The sequence below is a fragment of the Methylobacterium sp. UNC300MFChir4.1 genome (assembly GCF_900110155.1).
GTDB lineage: Bacteria > Pseudomonadota > Alphaproteobacteria > Rhizobiales > Beijerinckiaceae > Methylobacterium.
Window position 1 is genome coordinate 119178 of record NZ_FOCS01000012.1, and the last position, 17864, is coordinate 137041.

Genomic DNA, 17864 nt, shown 5'->3' on the forward strand with positions numbered 1-17864 from the left:
CGGGAGTGAAATCAAAGTCCTCGCCAAGCAAGAACGCGCGGCTGGGCCGGAATAGTCCCGCGCGCGAGGTCCGACGCCAGATCCGCGAGACCGGCCGGCTCGACGTGCTCACCGCTAGCGCGCAACTCGTCGAGCGGCCACCAGCGCGTCCCGATCAGCGGGTTGTCCTCGGTCTCGGCGAGCCGGCTCGTGTCGACCCGGTCGTCGGGCAGGCGGACGAGGAAGTAGCGCTCCCGGGCGTCCCGTGCCTGACGGAATAGGTGGAACGGGCCGTCGCAGGCCGCGACCTGCGGGCCGATCGCGGCGTCGCCCCGGCCGATCTCCTCCTCGAGTTCCCGCCGGCAGGCGGTGACGTGGTCCTCGCCGGGCTCAAGGCCGCCGCCGGGCATGAACCAGAACCGGAGCGGCGCCCCGTCCGGCCCCCTCGCGTGGACCGACGTGTAGGCGATGAGCAGGATCCGGTCCCGCGGATCGAGGACGATCGCGCGGGCGATGTGTCGGACGGGCAGGGGGTTCGCGGCGCTCATGCAGCCAGAGCTAGAGCGCGCGCCGGGGACGGACACCGGCCGCGCGCGCGCCTGCGTGCAAAACAGCACGTTGCGGTCGCCGACGCGCCCGGCGGAGGTGCGGGGCGCCGGTTCAGGACGGCGGGCGGGGCGCCGGTGCCCAGATCACGACGGGGAGCCCGAAGGCGTCGCGCTCGGGCGGATCCGGCAGCGGCACGGCCTGTCCGAGGCTTATGTCGCGGGCCACCACGAGGGCGGCCAGCGCGTCGAGATGGTCGTCCTCCGGAACGCCCTTGACCCGGGACCCGATCAGCGCGTCCGGCAGGCCCGCCGCTGCGAGGAGCGCCCGCCGGAGGTCCAGCCCCTCGCGGGCGCGCCTGCCCTTCTTGGGCAGGCCGAGCGGCCGGCCGCCGTTGAGGGCGTGGAAGGCCACCTCGGGATGCACCTCGTAGACCCGCGCGCGCGCCTCCGGGCGCTCCCGCAGGAGCGTGTCGACCGCGCGGACGTAGCGGAAGATGTTGTAGCCCTGGATCGACGGCGCGAAGGGCGGGTCGCTCGCGGCCCGCGAGGCGGCCTTCGCGGCGGCGTAGTCGGGGGCGTAGACCGCGCTCCGCGGCGGCATCGGGAACACCGAGGCCCGCGCCGGCCCGAGCCGGGCGCGCGCGGCCCGGTCGGCGCCGCGGCCGCCGCCGGTGATCCGGTCGGGCAGCCCGATCGGCACGTCGATCCCGACGATGCCGGGCCGCTCCGGCGCGTCGAGGAGCGCGGCGACGTCCGGGAACAGGGCGCAGCGGTGCCGGTCGGGGTCGTCCAGGTCGAGGAGCGCGCCCGCCCAGGCGCCGCGGCAGCCGTCCAGTCCCGCGATCCAGCGCGCCATGCCATTCCCCCGCCGCGGTGCGTGCGGCCGCCGTTCCGACCCGCGTTCTTGCCGGGATGCGCGCGGAAAGCTATCCGCGTCGCCGAGGGCGCCGCCGGCCCGGGAGAAGCGTGATGAGCGAGATCCGTCCCCGTCGCAGCGTGCTGGCGATGCCGGGCTCCAACGCCCGAGCGCTGGAGAAGGCGCGGTCGCTCCCCGCCGACGTGATCCTGATCGACCTCGAGGACGGCACCGCCCCCGCCGCGAAGGCGGCGGCCCGCGCCCAGGTCGCCACCGCGGTCGCCGCGCGGGGCTTCGGCCCGCGCGAGGTCGTGGTCCGCATCAACCCGCCGGAGACCGAGGACGGCGAGGCCGACCTCGTGGCGCTCGCGCCGGCCGCCCCGGACGCGATCCTAGTGCCGAAGGTCCGGACCTCCGACGCGCTGATCGCCGTGGGCTCCCGCCTGCGCCGCCTCGGCGCGCCCCTGGCGACGCGGGTCTGGGCGATGATCGAGACGCCGATGGCGGTGGTGAACGCCGCCGAGATCGCGGGCGCGGCCCGGGACGTGGACGGCCGGCTCGGCGCCCTGGTGATCGGCCCGAACGACTTGCTGAAGGCGTCGCGGATCCGGCCGCCGGGGCGGGCCGCCCTGCTGCCCTGGCTGATGAACGTCCTGGCCGCCGCCCGGGCCTACGAGATCGAGGCGATCGACGGCGTGTTCACCGACCTCAAGGACGCGACCGGGTTCGAGGCCGAGTGCGCGCAGGGCCGCGACCTCGGCTTCGACGGCAAGATGCTGATCCACCCGAGCCAGATCGGCCCGGCCAACGCCGCCTTCGGGCCGGATGCCGAGGAGATCGCGCAGGCCCGCCGGCTGATGGACGTGTTCGACGCGCCGGAGAACCGCGAGCGCGGGGTCATCGCGGTAGACGGCAAGATGGTCGAGCGCCTCCACGTCGAGGCCGCCCGGCGGACGCTCGCCATGGCCGAGGCGATCGCGCGGATGACCGCGTGAGCGACCTGCCGGAGGTCGGGCTGCGGCTGCTCGACCCGCGCCTGCCGGGCTGGGGCTTCCCGCGCTGGGGTTCGTCGGCCGCGGCCGGCCTCGACCTGCACGCCTGCCTCGACGCGCCCCTGGACCTACAGCCTCGGGGGAAGGCGGTCCTGATCCCGGCGGGGTTCAGCGTGCTGATCCGCGATCCCGCCTGGTGCGGGCTGATCTTCCCGCGCTCGGGCCGCGGACACCGGGACGGTCTGGTGCTCGGCAACGGCACCGGCGTGATCGACGCGGATTACGAGGGTCCGCTGCTGGTCTCCGCCTGGAATCGCGACGCATCCGAGCCCGTGCGGATCGAGCCGGGCGAGCGGATCGCGCAGCTCGTCTTCACGCGGATCACGCGGCCGGCGCTGACTGTGCTGGAGGGCGCGCCCGGCCCCGGCTCGGAGCGGGGCGCGGGCGGGTTCGGGTCGAGCGGGCGCTAGCGCGCCCTCCGTCATCACGAGCGGAGCGAAGCGACCCAGGGCAGCGCGACATTGCCAGGCGTGGCGCTGCCTGGATTGCTTCGCTCCGCTCGCAAAGACGGCGGGGCCGACGCCATCAGCCAGGGCGCGGATGACGACGAGAGCTCGGCGCCGCCCCTCAGTCCAGCGTCTTGCCGAGCCGCCCGGCCAGGTCCTGGATGAACTGGAACGCGGTCCGGCCCGAGCGCGAGCCGCGGGTGGTGGCCCATTCCAGGGAGTCGGCGCGCAGCTGGTCCGGCGCCACGGCGAGGCCGTAGCGGTCGGCGTAGGCGCGGATCATCGCCAGGTACTCGTCCTGGCTGCACTTGTGGAAACCGAGCCAGAGGCCGAACCGGTCCGAGAGCGAGACCTTCTCCTCCACCGCCTCGCCGGGGTTGATGGCGGTCGAGCGCTCGTTCTCCACCATGTCGCGGGCGAGCAGGTGGCGGCGGTTCGATGTGGCGTAGAACAGCACGTTCCCCGGCCGCCCCTCGATGCCGCCGTCGAGCGCCGTCTTGAGCGACTTGTACGAGGTGTCGTCGGCGTCGAAGGAGAGGTCGTCGCAGTAGACGAGCCAGCGGTGCGGGTCCGGCCGCAGCAGGGCCATCAGGTCGGGCAGCGCCTCGATGTCCTCGCGGTGGATCTCGACGAGCTTCATCGGCAGGCTGCCGGCGGGCCGGCGGGCGTTGATCTCGGCGTGGGCCGCCTTGACCAGCGAGGACTTGCCCATGCCGCGGGCGCCCCACAGCAGGGCGTTGTTGGCCGGCAGGCCGCCGGCGAAGCGCTCGGTGTTCTCCACCAGGGTGTCGCGCGCCCGGTCGATGCCGGTGAGCAGGCCCATCTCCACCCGGGCCACCTGCGGCACCGGGGTCAGCCGGCGCTCGGGCCCCCACAGGAACGCGTCGGCAGCGCTCGGGTCGAAGGCTGGCGGGACGGCGGGCGCGGTCCGCTCCAGCGCGGTGGCGATGCGCTCCAGGAGCGGCATCAGGGTGTCGAGGGTGGCGGGGCTCGTCATCGGATCGGGGGGTTCGCGTGCGGGTCGGTCAGGCGGCCGGTTCTACGGGGAAGAACTGGGGAAATCATCCGTGTCCGGACGCATGGCGCGGTCCTCCCGAACGCGAACCGGGATCGAGCGTTGGTATACCCGGCCGGTCGCGCCGAAACGTCCTCCGGGGAGTATCGATGGAAGCGGAACCGACGATCCGGATCACCCAGGTCGCGGATTACGTCTTCACGGTCGATTTCAGCGCGGCCCTGCCGGCGCTGCGCACCGACGAGGCGCCCCCGATCGGCGGCGGGACCGGGCCGTTCCCCGAGCAGCTCCTGATCTCCGGCGTCGCGAACTGCCTCTGCGCCAGCCTCGTCTTCGCTCTGGGCAAGTTCCGCCAGGACGCGCGCGGCGTCGCGGCCGAGGCGTCCTGCCGGGTGGAGCGCAACGCCGAAGGGCGGCTGCGCGTCACTGGGATCGGCGTCCACATCCAGCTCGGCGCCGCCGCCGCCGACATGCCGCGGATCGATCGGGTGCTGGAGCAGTTCGAGCGGTTCTGCACCGTCTCGGAGAGCGTGAAGGCCGGGATTCCGGTCGCCGTGTCGGTGGCCGACCGCCACGGCACGCGCCTGAAATGACGCGCGTCGGGGAAAGATCGGTCGCCCGGCGCATTGCCGCAGCACCGAACGGCCGCGATGGCCGCAATGGCCGCAATGCCTGGAGTGAGGAGACGCCATGACGGACCAGACGCGAGAGCCCGCCCGCGCCCCCGAGGCGCTCGCCGCCCTGTTCAATCAGCGCGCCAATGCCGGCGACGTCGAGGGCCTCGTCGCCCTCTACGAGCCCGACGCTGTGCTGGCGGCGGGTCGCATCGTCGCCACGGGCCACGCCGAGATCCGGACCTTCTACGCCGACCTGCTGGCGCGCAAATCCGACTTCCCGGCGCCGGAAACGCCGCCGCCGCTGCGCAACGGCGCGCTGGCCATGACCTTCGCGCGGCTGCCCAACGGCGCATTCTCGGTGGAGGTCGCCCGCGAGCAGGCGGACGGCACGTGGCTCTGGGCGATCGACCAGCTGAAGCTCGCGCCGCCGAAGGGCTGACGGCCGGCTCGGACGCTCCCGCGCGCTTGTCCCACCGGACGCGATGCGGCAAAGCGGGACCCGCGCGCTCGACGCCGCGCAGAAGACCCGAGCCGACTCGATGCACGACATCCGCGCCATCCGGGAGAACCCGGACGCCTTCGACCGTGACCTCCAGCGCCGGGGCCTCGCGCCGCTCTCGGCCGAGCTGATCGCCCTCGACGAGGCGCGGAAATCGTCGGTCTCGGCCGCGCAGGCCAACCAAGAGCGGCGCAACGCGCTGGCCAAGGAGATCGGCGGCGCCAAGAAGGCCAAGGACGAGGAGCGCGCCGCCGCCCTGATGGCCGAGGTCGCGGCCCTGAAGGGCGCCGAGCCGCAGCTGAAGGCGGCGCAGGACGCGGCCGACAAGACCCTGGCAGACCGCCTCGCCGCGATCCCGAACCGGCCGAAGTCCGACGTGCCGGAGGGCGCGGACGAGCACGGCAACGTCCTCTATCGCAGCCACGCCGCGACCCGCGAGCGGCTGACCGAGGGCAAGGAGCATTTCGAGCTCGGCGAGGCCGCAGGCCTGATGGATTTCGAGGCGGCGGCCAAGCTGTCCGGCTCGCGCTTCGTAGTGCTGAAGGGCCAGCTCGCGCGGCTGGAGCGGGCGCTCGGCCAGTTCATGCTCGACCTGCACACGCAGGAGCACGGCTACCTGGAGGTGGCGCCGCCGGTGCTGGTGCGCGACGCCGCCATGTTCGGCACCGCGCAATTGCCGAAGTTCGAGGACGATCAGTTCTCGGTCTTCAAGGGCCTCGATTACATAAAGTCGCTGCAGGGCCAGGCGGGCACGGACTCGGCGCCGGTCAGCGACGAGCATTTCTGGCTCGTCCCCACCGCCGAGGTGCCGCTGACGAACCTCGTGCGCGAGGCGATCCTGCGCGAGGAGGAGCTCCCCCTGCGCTTCACCGCCCTGACGCCCTGCTTCCGGGCCGAGGCCGGGGCGGCGGGGCGCGACACCCGCGGCATGCTGCGCCAGCACCAGTTCAGCAAGGTTGAGCTGGTCTCGATCACGACGCCGGAGGAATCCGCCAACGAGCACGAGCGGATGCTGACCAGCGCCGAGGCGGTCCTGAAGAAGCTGGATCTGCCCTACCGGGTGATGACGCTCTGCACCGGCGACATGGGCTTCGCCAGCCAGAAGACCTACGACATCGAGGTCTGGGTGCCGGGCCAGCGCACCCACCGCGAGATCTCGTCCTGCTCGGTCTGCGGCGACTTCCAGGCGCGGCGGATGAACGCCCGCTACCGGGGCAAGGACGGCAAGCCGGCCTATGTCCACACGCTCAACGGCTCGGGCGTCGCGGTCGGCCGCGCGCTCATCGCCGTGATGGAGAACTACCAGAACCCGGACGGGAGCATCACCATCCCGTCGGTGCTCCACCCCTACATGGGCGGGCTCAACCGGATCGAGGGCACCCGCTGATGCGCATCCTGGTCACCAACGACGACGGCATCCACGCGCCGGGGCTCAGTACCCTGGAGGAAATCGCCCGGGAGATCTCGGACGACGTCTGGGTCGTGGCACCGGAGAGCGACCAGTCCGGCGTGTCGCACTCGCTCTCGCTCAACGATCCGCTGCGTCTGCGGCAGGTCTCGGAGCAGCGCTTCGCCGTGAAGGGCACGCCGTCGGACTGCGTGATCCTGGGCGTGCGCCACATCCTGGGCGATCACGGGCCGGACCTCGTCCTGTCGGGGGTCAACCGCGGCCAGAACGTCGCCGAGGACGTGACCTATTCGGGCACGATCGCGGCCGCCATGGAGGGGACGATCCTCGGCATCCGCTCCATCGCCATGAGCCAGGCCTACGGCGCCGGCGGGCGCGGCGCGCTCAAGTGGGACTGCGCCCGGACGCACGGCGCGAAGGTCGTCCGCAAGATCCTGGAGACCGGGATCGAACCCGGCATCCTGATCAACGTGAACTTCCCGGACTGCGAACCGGCCGACGTGCAAGGCGTCGCGGTGGCGGCGCAGGGCTTCCGCAACCAGGCGCTGCTGTCGATCGACGCGCGTGTCGACGGGCGCGGCAACCCGTATTTCTGGCTGGCCTTCGCCAAGGCCCGGTTCGAGCCGGGCCACGGCTCGGATCTCAAGGCCATCGCCGAGAAGCGGATCTCGGTGACGCCCCTGCGCCTCGACCTCACCGACGAGCCGACGCTGACGCGCTTCGCGCAGGCCTTCGCCGAGTGATCGATCTGGGCAGCCTGGAGGAGGCTGCCGGCAACGCGGCCTTCGTGATGGCGCTCCGGGGTCGCGGCCTGCGGGACACCGGGGTGCTGCGGGCCATGGAGCAGGTCCCGCGGGACACCTTCGCGCCGCCGCCGCATCGGGAGCACGCGCGGCGCGACATCGCGCTGCCGCTGTCGTGCGGCGCCTCGATGACGGCGCCGTCTACGGTGGCGCTGATGCTGGCGCAGCTGCGGCTCGAGCCCGGCCAGCGCGTCCTGGAGATCGGCACCGGCTCGGGCTACGTGACCGCGCTGCTCGCCCAGCTGGGCGCCGGGGCGGTGCTCAGCCTGGAGCGCTACACATCGCTGGCCGGGGCGGCGACGCGGCGGCTCGCGGCCCTGTCCGAGGTGCATGTCGTCCGGGCGGACGGGCTGGGCCCGGACCTGCCGGACGGCGGCTTCGACCGGATCCTCGTCCACGGCAGCGTTCCCGCGATCCCATCGCACTGGCGCGCGGCCCTAGAACCGGGCGGACGGCTGGTGACGGGCCTGCGCGGCGACGGCGGCTGCCGGGTGGCGGTGCTGGCGACGCCGGAGGCCGAGCCGGAGCTCGGCGCGCCGGTGCGCCTGTCAGCCCTGGTGCCGGGACTGGCGCAGGTACTCTGACAACCCTCCGTCATCGCGGGCGCAGCGAAGCGACCCGTGGCCGCGCGCCCTCCGCAGGCGTGGCGCCGCTGGATTGCTTCGCCCCGCTCGCAAAGACGCCGCCGCTATCCGACGCGCCGCGCCGCCCACCACAGGCGCCACAGCCGGCGCCAGCGCGGCAGCTCGACGGGCGTGTTGAGCGGGTCGTAGGAGGCCCGCTCCATGGCGGCGAGGTAGGGCTCCACCAGGGCCGTGGGCAGGAAGGCGGCGCCCGCCGAGGGCGCGATGGTCGGGCGGGCCGCCTCGAAGGCCTTCAGGTGCTGCCGGGCGAGGGCGCGCAGGTCGGCGCAGGCCCGGCGCAGGCCCGGACCGCCGCGGCCCGTCACGATATCCTCGCGGGTGACGCCGTAGCGGCCGAGGATGTCGGCCGGTAGGTAGACCTGCCCCGCGCGGGCGTGCCAGGGCAGGGCGCGCAGGAGCCCGGTGATGCCGTACGCCACGCCGGCATGCCCGGCCGCGCCCGCGCCGCCCGGTTCGGTGCCGTTGCCGATCACGAGGCTCGCCAGCCGGAACAGCGCCGAGGCGGTCTCGCCGCAATAGCCCTCGAGGTCGTTCACCCGGGGCATCGGATCCTCGTAGAGGTCGAAGACGCGGGCGTCGATCAGGTCGACGAAGGGCTGGCGCCCGAGGCGGTTCGCCCGGATCGCCTCCTCCAGGGCGGCCGCCACCGGGTTGGCGCGCACGTCGCCGCGCGCCTCGCCCTGCAGGGCGTCGCGCCACCATTGCAGGCGGATCTCGCCGGCCATCGGGTTCGAGACGGCCTCGCGCACCCGCGCGATGGTCAACGAGAAGGCGTAGAGGGCGAAGAGGTGCGGGCGGGCGGCGGCCGGGGCGAACAGGGTCGCGTAGTAGCGGTCCGGGTCGCCGGCCCGCACGAGGCCCTCGCAGTGGGACTGCGCGAAGGCGAGCCCGGTCTCGGCGGTCTGGCCGTCGACCTCCGGCATCAGGCCACCGCGATCAGCGCGGCGGCGACCTTGCGGTTCTCGGCCACCAGGATGTTGTAGGTCCGCGCCGCGGCCCCGGTCTGCATCACGTCGAGGCCGACGCCGAGATCCTTCAGCCAGCCCCGGAGCGCGGGATCGATCGCCGCGATGTCGAGGCCGGTCCCGACGAGCAGCAGCTCGATGCCGTCGGCCTCGGCCTGGACCGGGCGCAGGGCCGTGCGGTCGATGGCCCGCGGCTCCGTCACCTCCCAGGCGCGGACTCCCGAGGGCAGCAGCAGGATCGAGCCGCGATGCGACATCCCGGCGAAGCGGAAGCCGCCGTTGCCGTAGGTGTCGATGATGTGCCGCCCCGGCACGAAGCCGGAGTCGAAGTTCTTCGGACTTGGCTGATCGGCCATCTGGGAAAAGGGATTACTCCGCCGGTTGCGGGACGCCGGACCGCTCCGAGGCCGCGCGGGCGCCCGAGAGCATCAGGCCCAGATAGATCAACACCGGCGTCGAGACGAAGATCGCCGAGTAGGTGCAGATCAGGACGCCGCAGAGCATCACCACCGCGAAGCCCTTGATCGCCTCGCCGCCGAACAGCACCAGCGCCAGCAGCGACAGCGCGGACGAGATCGACGTCATCACCGTGCGCGACATGGTCGAGTTGATCGACAGGTTGAGCAGGTCGACGGTCGGAATGGTCTTGTAGCGGCGCATGAGCTCGCGGGTCCGGTCGAACACCACCACGGTCTCGTTCAGCGAGTAACCGACGATCGTCAGGATCGCGGCGATCGAGGTCATGTTGAACTCGATCCGGCTGATGATGAACACGCCGACGGTCAGAACGATGTCGTGGAGGGTGCCCACGATGGCGCCGAGCGCCAGCTCCCGCTCGAACCGGAACCAGAGGTAGAGCAGCACCGCCACGACGGAGAGCACGACGCCGAGCGTGCCGGACTGGACGAGCTCGCCGGAGACGCGCGGACCGACGGTCTCGGTGCGGCGGAAATCGTAATCCTTGTCGAAGGCAGCGTGCGCCTTGTTCATCACCGCGGTCTGGCCCTGCTCGCCGGGCTGGAGCGGCAGGCGGACCAGCACGGTGCCCTGGTTGCCGAGCTCCTGCACCTCCGGCTCGCCGAAGCCGAAGCCCGCGGCCGTGTGCCGGATCGACGCCACGTCCGCGGTGCCGGACTTCGCCTGCAGCTCCACCAGGGTGCCGCCCTTGAAGTCGATGCCGAAATTCAGGCCGATCGTCAGGAACAGCGCCACGGTCGCGAGCGACAGCACCGCCGAGAGCGGGAAGGTGAAGCGCCGGAATCGCATGAAGTCGAAATGCGATTCATCGGGCCAGAGGCGGAGCAGGCGCATGGTCGGTTCTCTATTCGCGGACATCGCGATGGAGGACGGTCGAGGCGCGGGTCCCCTCTCCCGTGCGGGACAGGGGGGTCACGTCGCGCCGCCCGCGCTCCTTCGATGGCCTCCCAGACTAATCAGAACGGCAGGGTCTTCGGCCGGAACGTATTGTACCACACCGCGATCATCATCCGGGTCAGCGTCACCGCGGTGATGACCGTGGTGAGGATGCCGAGGATGAAGACCACGGCGAAGCCCTTCACCGGGCCCGAGCCGAGGAAGAACAGGATCAGGGCGGCGATCGCCATGGTCGAGTTCGAGTCGATGATGGTGGCGAAGGCCCGGTCGAAGCCCGCCTGCAGCGCCGAGATCAGCGAGCGGCCGGCCCGCTGCTCCTCGCGCATGCGCTCGTAGATCAGCACGTTCGAATCCACCGCGGTGCCGATGGTGAGCACGATGCCGGCGATGCCCGGGAGCGTCATGGTCGCCTCCAGCACCGACATCAGGCCGAGGATCAGCCCGACGTGGACGATGAGGGCGATGTTGGCGATGAAGCCAAAGGTCCCGTAGGTCGCGAACATGAAGGTCACGACGAGGGCCGCCGCCACCAGGGTCGCGAGCTTGCCGGCCTCGATGGAGTCGCGGCCGAGGCCCGGGCCGACGACGCGGCGCTCGACCACGGTGAACTTCGCGGGCAGCGCGCCGGCGCGCAGCAGGACCGCCAGATCGTTGGCCTGCTGCACGGTGAAGTTGCCGGTGATCTGACCCGAGCCGCCGGTGATCGCCGAGCGGATCACCGGGGCCGACACGACCTCGTTGTCGAGCACGATCGCCATGCGCCGGCCGATATTCTCCGAGGTCGCCTGTCCGAAGCGCTGCGCGCCGCGCAGGTTGAACTTGAAGCTCACCATCGGCTCGTGGGACTGCTGGTCGAAGGACGGCTGCGCGTCGGTCAGCTCGCCGCCGTCGGCCATGACCCGGCGCTCCACCGGGACCTTGGCGCCCTTCTCGTCCTTGGAGGGCAGCATGTCGACGTCGCCCGAGGGGCTGTCGGCGAGCATGCGGAACTCGAGCTTGGCGGTGGAGCCGAGCAGCTTCTCGAGCCGCTCCGGGTTCTGCTCGCCGGGCACCTGGATCAGGATCCGGTCCGCGCCCTGCTGCTGGATCGAAGGCTCGGTGGTTCCGGTCGAGTCGAGGCGGCGCCGGATGACCTCGATGCCCTGGCTCACGGCCCGGCGGGTGCGGTCGGTGATGCCGGCATCGGTGAGAGTCAGGCGGATCACCCCGCCCGGCTGCTCGGCGATGTCCAGGGTGCGGGCCGCCGTCTGGCCGATCGAGGTGGTGATCGGCTGCGACAGCTCCTGGAGCTTCGGCAGGACCTTGGCCCGGGCGGCGGAGTCGTCGATCTTCACCTGCACGCCGCGCGGCAGCAGGCCGATGCCGCCGTCGGCGCGGACGTTCTCCTGCTGGAGCACGCGGCGCACGTCGTCGCGCAGGGCCTTCGCCTGCGAGGCGATCAGCTCGTTCTGGTCCACCTCGAGCAGCAGCTGCGAGCCGCCCTGCAGGTCGAGGCCGAGCACGATCGCGCGCGTCGGAACCACCCAGCTGGGGAACCAGGGGGGCAGGCTGGCGACGAAGCTCTTGCGCTGCTCGGGCGAGAAGAAGCTCGGCACGGCGAGCATCAGCCCCACCAGGATCAGGCCCAGTGTCGCGATGATCTTCGCACGGGAGAAGCGCAGCATCGGCCGTCTTTTTCTCTTTTGGGCCGGCGCGCGGCGCCGGCCGGTTCAACCGGGAATCAGGCGGCCTTCACCGTGCCCTTGGCGCGGACCTCGGAGATCATCGACCGGACCACCCGCACGCGCACGTTCGGGGCGATCTCGACCTCGATCTCGGCCTGGTCGTCCGAAGCCTTGGTCACGCGGCCGACGAGGCCGCCGTTGGTGACGACCGTGTCGTCCCGGCGCACGGACTTGAGCAGCGCTTGGTGGTCCTTGACCCGCTTCTGCTGCGGTCGCAGGATCAGGAAGTACATGATCACGAAGATCAGGACGAACGGGACCACCTGAAAGGCGATCTCCGCTCCGCCAGCGGCCGCACCGGCCCCTTGCGCGAAGGCGGGGGTGATCAACGAGCGTCTCCTGCGAATGGCGCGCAGGCCTGCCGCCGGATGTGGCGCCCGCAGACCTGTCGAAAAGCGCGCGGACTATAGCCAGGGGCTTCCCGAAAGCAACGCCGAACCGCCGGGCATCGTCGGCGCGCTCACAGCAGGGCGCGGATGGCCGCCGCGAAGGCGTCCGGCGCCTCCTGGGGAAAGTTGTGACCGACCCCCGCGACGATCTCACGCCGGTACGGGCCGGTGAAACGGCGGGCGTCGGTATCCGTGGCGGGCGGCGGCCCGACGCCGTCATCGGCGCCGAGCAGCACGATCGACGGCACGGCGATCGCCGGCTGGGCCGCCAGCCGCCCCTCGATCGCCACCAGCGCCGGATCGCTCGAAACGAGGCCGAAGCGGTGGCGGTAGGAATGCACCACCACGTCGACGAAGTCGGGATTGTCGAAGGCGCGGGCGGTCCGCGCGAATGTCTCCGCGTCGAAGGCCCAGGTCGGCGACCAGAGCTGCCAGAGCAGGCGGCAGAAGGCGTCCCTGTTCTCCGCGAGGCCGGCGCGGCCGCGCTCGCCGTGGAGATAGTACTGGTACCAGAGGCGGTGCTCGGTTTCCGGCGCGGCCGGCCGCCCGGCGGCCGGGATGTTCTGGATGTTGTAGCCGACGCCGCAGCTGACGAGGCCCCGAGCCCGGTCCGGCCAGAGCGCCGCCACCACGCAGGCCGCCCGGCCGCCCCAATCGTAGCCGGCGAGCACGGCGCTCCCGACGCCGAGGGCGTCGAGGAAGGCGAGCAGGTCGGCCCCGAGCGCCGCCTGCTCGCCACAGCGCGGCGTGGCGGCATCCAGGAAGCGCGTCGGCCCATAGCCGCGCAGGTACGGCACGAGACAGCGCACACCGTCGGCGGCGAGCTGCGCGGCCGCGGCGGCGCAGGCGTGGACGTCGTAGGGGAAGCCGTGGAGCAGCACCGCCGTCGGCCCGTCGGCCGGGCCGGACTCGAGATAGGCGACCTCCAGGACGCCGGCCCGCACGCGCTTCATCGATGGCTCCCGGGTTCGCGACGCCGGGATCCTAGCCGGTTCGCCGCGCAATTGCCGCACGCGCTTGCCGTCGCCGGTTCGCGCCCGACTTCACCCTGCGACGAAGAAGCGCGACGGTGGAGAACCATGGGCCTGCTCGACGGTGCGAAGACCCTGATCGGCGATGTGGTTGCGGCGGCCGACCGGGCCCTCGAGGAGACCGGCAGCGGCAAGCTCGCCCTGTCGCTGGCGAAGTTCTATCCCGGCGGCCTCCCGGCCTTCCTCGACCGCCTGCGGGAGACCGGGCACAGGGAGGCGGTGGCATCCTGGCTCGGCTCGGGCGCGCGGCAGACGGTGCCGGAGAGCGCCATCGCGGCCTGCCTGCCGCAGGGCGTGACCGAGCGCCTCGCGTACGATCTCGGCGTTCCGGAGGCGCGGGTCCCCACAGTGCTGGCGGAGTTCCTGCCCGCGGCGGTCGCCGACCAGAGCGAGAACGGCACGCTGAAGCCGCAGCCGAATTTCAGCACCCAGGTCCGCTGATCGCTCACCTCACGGGGCGGCGCACTTCATCTGCGGCGGCGCGGTCGCGCAGCTCAGGTGGCAGCTCTGCCTGGCGAAGCAGAACCACGACAGTTCGCCGCTCTTCAGGCAGGAGCCGCCACAATGGCGGTACGTACCATAGAGCGGCCGAACGAAGACGGCATCCGCTAGAGGGCGCTCTTGAGCAAAGCGCTCCTGCACCGGACGCGTCGCTTCCGCGTCCGGCAGGGCCGCGGAGACGGACGCGACCGCGAGCACGCATGACAGCGCCAGGGATCTCATGAGAGCCGACCGCGGACCGATGTCCCGGCCGGCATTCCGGACCGAAAGCCGATCGCTGTCGACTAAATTGCGGTTCACACCGGCGCGTCGCGGACCACCGGCCTCTCCCGCTTCGCGAAGATTGCTCTAGGTAGGGGACTCATTCTAGGTCGCGGACTCATAAAGCTCGCAGCCAGACCCGCACGGCTGCGAGCTTGACGCTGGCGAGGAAGTTGTCGGGATCCTTGTCGTAACGGGTGGCGACGGCCCGGAAGTGCTTGATCTTGCTGAAGAAGCGCTCGACCAAGTTGCGGTACTTGTACAGGAACGGGCTGAACGCCGGCACTCGCTTGCGGTTGGGCATCGGCTTCACATTCGCCCACGCGCCCTGCTCAGCCATCCGAGTGCGAAGCGCGTCGCTGTCATAGGCTCGATCCCCCAGCAGGATCTGGCCCGTGCCCAGACCGCCCAGCATGTCGGCCGCCGCGCGCCCATCGTGCGCTTGACCCGCGGTGATCTTGAGCGCCACCGGACGGCCGTCAGCATCCACCAGCGCGTGGATCTTGCTCGTCAGGCCGCCGCGCGAGCGACCCATGCCACCGGATCGGCCATCTTTTTTTGGGCGCAGGCGGCATGCTGGTGAACCCGCACGCTGGTCGCGTCGATCATCTGCAGGTCACCGTCGTAAGCCTTTGACACCGCATCCAAAAGCCGATCCCAGATGCCACGCTTGCGCCAGCGCCGAAAACGGTTGCCGCAGGTCGTATGTGGGCCGTAGCGCGCCGGGATGTCGGCCCAGGGCGCGCCCGTGCGCAGCCGCCAGAAGATCCCATTCAGCACCCGCCGATCATCCACGCGCTCCTTGCCGCGCACGTCCGTCGGCAACAGCGGCTCGATCACCGCCCACTCCGCATCCGTCAGATCAAACCGCGCCATCAAGGCCCTCCTGCTCAGAGGGCTAACGACGCCGCGGTTCAACCGTGCCAGCCGTTATGGGTTCGCGACCTAGACTCCCGCCACTGACCATTCGACGGGGGTCCACATGAGTCTGCTCAACACTCTCGGCGGCTCGCTGGGGCAGATCGCGCTGAAGGCACTGCCGGGCGTGATCCAGCAGGTGCTGCCCGGCGGACTGAACGCGCTGCTCGATCAACTCCGGCGCTCCGGCTACGAGAGCCAGGTCAATTCCTGGCTCGGCCGCGGCCCGAACGAGCCGATCACGGCCGAGGACCTGCGCAAGGTGCTCGACAACGAGCAGGTGCGCCAGATGGCGGAGAAGCTCGGCGTTCCGATGGACCAGCTGTTCCCGACCCTGGCGCAGGCTCTGCCCGAGACCGTCGACCGTCACAGCCCCGAGGGGACGCTGCAGGCGCCGAAGGCTTAGGACAGCCGGCGCGGGTCGCGAGCCGGGGCGGCCTGACGGCGGACGACGACGCGAAACGGCGGCCCCGTCCGGGACCGCCGCCGCGTCCTACCGACTCGTTCGGTCCCGCGCGGGCCGGCCTCGGCCCCGCGCGGTCCGTCTCAGTTGCTGGCGAGCTGGGACATCGGATCCACGGGCGCGCCGCCCTTGCGGATCTCGAAGTGCAGCTGCGGCGAGGTCACGTTTCCGGAGGCGCCGGACTTCGCGATGGTCTGTCCGCGCTTGACCTTCTCGCCGGGCTTCACGTCGATCTCGCCGTTATGGGCGTAGGCCGAGACGTAGCCGTTGGCGTGGCGCACGAGGACCAGCTTGCCGTAGCCCTTCACGTCGGAGCCGGCATAGGCGACCGTGCCCTCCTCGGCGGCCTTGACCGGAGTACCCTCCGGCACGGCGATGTTGATGCCCTCGTTGCCGGAGGTGCCGTAGCCGGAGATCACCCGGCCCTTGGCGGGCCAGCGGAAGTTCTCCGTCGCTTCGGCCACCGAGCCGGTGGCGGCGGGCTCGGGCTTGGCCGGCGCGGCAGCGACCGGGGCCGCCTTCGGCGCCTCCTTGGCGGCGACCTTCTCAACCTTCTCGGCGGCAGCGGCCTCCTTTGCGGCCTTCTGGGCTGCCTCCTTGGCGGCCTTCGCCTCGGCCAGCTTCTGGGCGGCCTCCGCCTTCGCGGCGGCCTTCGCCTCGGCCTTGGCCTCCTGAGCCTTCGCCTCGGCCTTCGCCTTGGCCTCGGCCTTCGGATCCGCCTTCTTCTCGTCGGCCTTCTTCTCGTCCGCCTTGGCGACCTGTCCCGGGCGCACGTGCTTCGGCTTCTCGCCCTCCTTCAGGGCAACATCCTTGCGGGTCTTGGCGTCGGCGGCCTTGCGGGCAGCGGCGTCGCGGGCGAGCGCCTCCTTGCGCTCCGCCTCCTTCTCGGCGGCGGCGGCCTTCTGCGCGGCCTCCTTGGCGGCCTTCGCCTCGGCCAGCTTCTGGGCGGCCTCCTTGGCGGCTTCCTTGGCCTCCTCGCGCTTGGTCGCGATCTTGTTCTCGACCTGCTTGGCGTCCTCGTGCTTCTCCTCGACGGCCCGGGCCGGCCGGGCGGTCATCGGGGACGCGGCGGGGTTCAGCCCGGAGGCGTTGTAGACCGGGATCACGATCTGGCGGCCGGGCGTGATCTGGTTCGCGTTGCTCAGGCCGTTGGCGGCCAGGATCGCCGAAGCGGGCACGCCGAAGCGGGTCGACATCTGGTTCAGGCTGTCGTTGCGCGACACGGTGATCTGCGTGCCACCCTCGGCGCTCCAGCCGACCTTGCCGGTCGATGCGACGCGGGTCGCGGGGGCGGCGGCGTTGGTCTGAACCGGCGTCGCGGCGGCGGACGGCCGCGCGGCGGCGGGGGCGCCGAGCGCCTCCGACTGGATGCGGCCCGTCCGAACCGGCGGGACGGACTTGAGGCTCCCGTCCGGCAGGCTGCCGGTCGCGGAGGGTTCCGAGTCGAACGGGTTCGAGAACGGGTTCGTCAGACGCGACGCGTCCGACGAACAGGCGGCAGCCGCACCGCCGATGATGCCGATGAGCGCGACGCGCGACAGCGTCCGCAACATCTGACCCGTACCGCGCACCCGCATCGACGCACCCGTTTGCCTGACGCAACCTGATGCGCCAATGAAGACGGATTCAGGTTAAGCAACCGTTCCCGTTCTGGCGGTCTGCGACCCTGGAGCGAAGGTAGGTGCAAGGTTTTCGCGCGGCCCAGAGGATGATTCCCGCTCGCGGGGTCGTCCCTTTTCGTAACCGGCCGGCACCCCACATCGCATCCATGTTTACCATCCGCGGCGCGCGCGACACCCTGGCCGACCTGCCGGCGCTCGAGACGGCGCGCCTCGCGATCGCCGCCCTCCGGCCTGCCGACGCGCCGGACGTCCGCGCGCTCACCGACGATCCGGCCATCACCGCGGCGGTGGATTTCCTGCCGACGCCGTTCACCCTGCAGGATGCCGAGGACCTGATTCGCAGCTGCGCCCGGGGGCGGGACTGCTTCCTCGGCGCCTGGACGCGGGACGGCGCGCCCGATCCGCCCGGGCGCGCGCTCGTCGGCGTCTTCGGCACGCACCTGCGCGGCGCCGGCACGATCGAGATCGGGTACTGGGTCGGCGGCGCCGCCCGCGGGCGCGGCTACGCCTACGAGGCCGTGTCGGCGATCCTCGGGCTCCTCGGCGGGCGCTTCCCGGCGCGCGTCGTCGTGGCGGAGTGCCGCCCCGCCAACGTCGCCTCCTGGGGCCTTCTGGAGAAGCTCGGCTTCCGCGACACCGGCGAGGAAGGGCACCGGCCGGGCCGGCGTCTGCTCAGGCGAGCCTAACTCCGGGAGGGCGTGCCGGGCCGGGACCGATGGCGCGCGGCCACGAAAAAGCCCCCGGCCTGA

Annotated in this window: 21 protein-coding genes; 10 read left to right on the plus strand and 11 right to left on the minus strand. The window is 71.8% G+C overall.

Annotation, left to right across the window (positions count from 1 at the left end; genetic code table 11):
- Window positions 1-11: 11 nt before the first annotated feature.
- Window positions 12-527, minus strand: a complete 516-nt coding sequence (locus tag BMY19_RS17415; protein ID WP_020094194.1) for an NUDIX hydrolase — start codon at window positions 525-527, stop codon at window positions 12-14.
- Window positions 528-639: 112 nt separating this feature from the next.
- Entirely contained in the window at window positions 640-1383 is a 744-nt protein-coding gene (locus BMY19_RS17420) for a DUF429 domain-containing protein (RefSeq protein ID WP_100252423.1), read from the minus strand.
- A gap of 113 nt (window positions 1384-1496) precedes the next feature.
- Between BMY19_RS17420 and BMY19_RS17425 the strand changes: the two genes are divergently transcribed.
- The gene (locus tag BMY19_RS17425; protein ID WP_100252424.1) at window positions 1497-2378 is read left to right on the plus strand and encodes an HpcH/HpaI aldolase/citrate lyase family protein; all 882 of its coding nucleotides are present in this window, start codon (window positions 1497-1499) and stop codon (window positions 2376-2378) included.
- The gene (gene dut, locus BMY19_RS17430) at window positions 2375-2845 is read left to right on the plus strand and encodes a dUTP diphosphatase (RefSeq protein ID WP_091927060.1); all 471 of its coding nucleotides are present in this window, start codon (window positions 2375-2377) and stop codon (window positions 2843-2845) included. The genes BMY19_RS17425 and dut overlap by 4 nt, the downstream gene beginning before the upstream one ends.
- 157 nt (window positions 2846-3002) lie before the next feature.
- On the opposite strand, the gene BMY19_RS17435 is transcribed toward dut, so the two are convergent.
- Window positions 3003-3878, minus strand: a complete 876-nt coding sequence (locus BMY19_RS17435) for an ATP-binding protein (protein WP_100252425.1) — start codon at window positions 3876-3878, stop codon at window positions 3003-3005.
- Window positions 3879-4045: 167 nt separating this feature from the next.
- On the opposite strand from BMY19_RS17435, the gene BMY19_RS17440 reads away from it, so the two are divergent.
- From BMY19_RS17440 to BMY19_RS17460, 5 genes are all read left to right on the plus strand, one after another.
- Window positions 4046-4489, plus strand: coding sequence for an OsmC family protein (locus BMY19_RS17440; protein WP_056533937.1), 444 nt, complete (start codon window positions 4046-4048; stop codon window positions 4487-4489).
- 97 nt (window positions 4490-4586) lie between these two features.
- A complete protein-coding gene (locus tag BMY19_RS17445) occupies window positions 4587-4952 on the plus strand; it encodes a YybH family protein (protein WP_100252426.1) in 366 nt (121 codons plus the stop codon).
- 100 nt (window positions 4953-5052) lie between these two features.
- Entirely contained in the window at window positions 5053-6399 is a 1347-nt protein-coding gene (gene serS / locus BMY19_RS17450; protein WP_100252457.1) for a serine--tRNA ligase, read from the plus strand.
- Entirely contained in the window at window positions 6399-7163 is a 765-nt protein-coding gene (gene surE / locus BMY19_RS17455; RefSeq protein WP_100252427.1) for a 5'/3'-nucleotidase SurE, read from the plus strand. The genes serS and surE overlap by 1 nt, the downstream gene beginning before the upstream one ends.
- Window positions 7160-7807: a protein-L-isoaspartate O-methyltransferase family protein gene (locus tag BMY19_RS17460; protein WP_100252428.1), complete on the plus strand. Its 648-nt coding sequence runs from the start codon at window positions 7160-7162 to the stop codon at window positions 7805-7807. The genes surE and BMY19_RS17460 overlap by 4 nt, the downstream gene beginning before the upstream one ends.
- A gap of 104 nt (window positions 7808-7911) precedes the next feature.
- Here BMY19_RS17460 and BMY19_RS17465 read toward each other — a convergent pair whose 3' ends face one another.
- From BMY19_RS17465 to BMY19_RS17490, 6 genes are all read right to left on the minus strand, one after another.
- Window positions 7912-8790 (minus strand): phytoene/squalene synthase family protein, encoded by an 879-nt coding sequence (locus BMY19_RS17465; protein WP_100252429.1) that lies wholly within the window; start codon window positions 8788-8790, stop codon window positions 7912-7914.
- A complete protein-coding gene (locus BMY19_RS17470; RefSeq protein WP_100252430.1) occupies window positions 8790-9188 on the minus strand; it encodes an Mth938-like domain-containing protein in 399 nt (132 codons plus the stop codon). Before BMY19_RS17470 ends, BMY19_RS17465 begins: the two co-directional genes overlap by 1 nt.
- A gap of 13 nt (window positions 9189-9201) precedes the next feature.
- Window positions 9202-10143 (minus strand): protein translocase subunit SecF, encoded by a 942-nt coding sequence (gene secF / locus BMY19_RS17475; protein ID WP_012319245.1) that lies wholly within the window; start codon window positions 10141-10143, stop codon window positions 9202-9204.
- A 122-nt stretch (window positions 10144-10265) separates the two neighbouring features.
- A complete protein-coding gene (secD, locus tag BMY19_RS17480; RefSeq protein WP_091927054.1) occupies window positions 10266-11870 on the minus strand; it encodes a protein translocase subunit SecD in 1605 nt (534 codons plus the stop codon).
- A gap of 56 nt (window positions 11871-11926) precedes the next feature.
- Window positions 11927-12259, minus strand: coding sequence for a preprotein translocase subunit YajC (gene yajC, locus BMY19_RS17485; protein ID WP_020094208.1), 333 nt, complete (start codon window positions 12257-12259; stop codon window positions 11927-11929).
- 131 nt (window positions 12260-12390) lie between these two features.
- Window positions 12391-13272, minus strand: a complete 882-nt coding sequence (locus tag BMY19_RS17490) for an alpha/beta fold hydrolase (RefSeq protein ID WP_100252431.1) — start codon at window positions 13270-13272, stop codon at window positions 12391-12393.
- 126 nt (window positions 13273-13398) lie between these two features.
- Between BMY19_RS17490 and BMY19_RS17495 the strand changes: the two genes are divergently transcribed.
- Window positions 13399-13791, plus strand: a complete 393-nt coding sequence (locus tag BMY19_RS17495; protein WP_056533926.1) for a YidB family protein — start codon at window positions 13399-13401, stop codon at window positions 13789-13791.
- 439 nt (window positions 13792-14230) lie between these two features.
- Here the strand turns inward: BMY19_RS17495 and BMY19_RS17505 are convergent.
- A protein-coding gene (locus BMY19_RS17505; RefSeq protein WP_210186924.1) for an IS5 family transposase occupies window positions 14231-14988 on the minus strand; the annotation gives its coding sequence in 2 pieces (ribosomal slippage) (window positions 14231-14664 and window positions 14664-14988; 759 coding nt in all).
- A 106-nt stretch (window positions 14989-15094) separates the two neighbouring features.
- Between BMY19_RS17505 and BMY19_RS17510 the strand changes: the two genes are divergently transcribed.
- Entirely contained in the window at window positions 15095-15436 is a 342-nt protein-coding gene (locus BMY19_RS17510; RefSeq protein ID WP_020094212.1) for a YidB family protein, read from the plus strand.
- Between the two features lie 140 nt (window positions 15437-15576).
- Here the strand turns inward: BMY19_RS17510 and BMY19_RS17515 are convergent, their stop codons facing one another.
- A complete protein-coding gene (locus BMY19_RS17515; protein WP_100252432.1) occupies window positions 15577-17070 on the minus strand; it encodes a peptidoglycan DD-metalloendopeptidase family protein in 1494 nt (497 codons plus the stop codon).
- A 191-nt stretch (window positions 17071-17261) separates the two neighbouring features.
- Between BMY19_RS17515 and BMY19_RS17520 the strand changes: the two genes are divergently transcribed.
- Window positions 17262-17801: a GNAT family N-acetyltransferase gene (locus tag BMY19_RS17520; RefSeq protein WP_100252433.1), complete on the plus strand. Its 540-nt coding sequence runs from the start codon at window positions 17262-17264 to the stop codon at window positions 17799-17801.
- Window positions 17802-17864 lie beyond the last annotated feature (63 nt).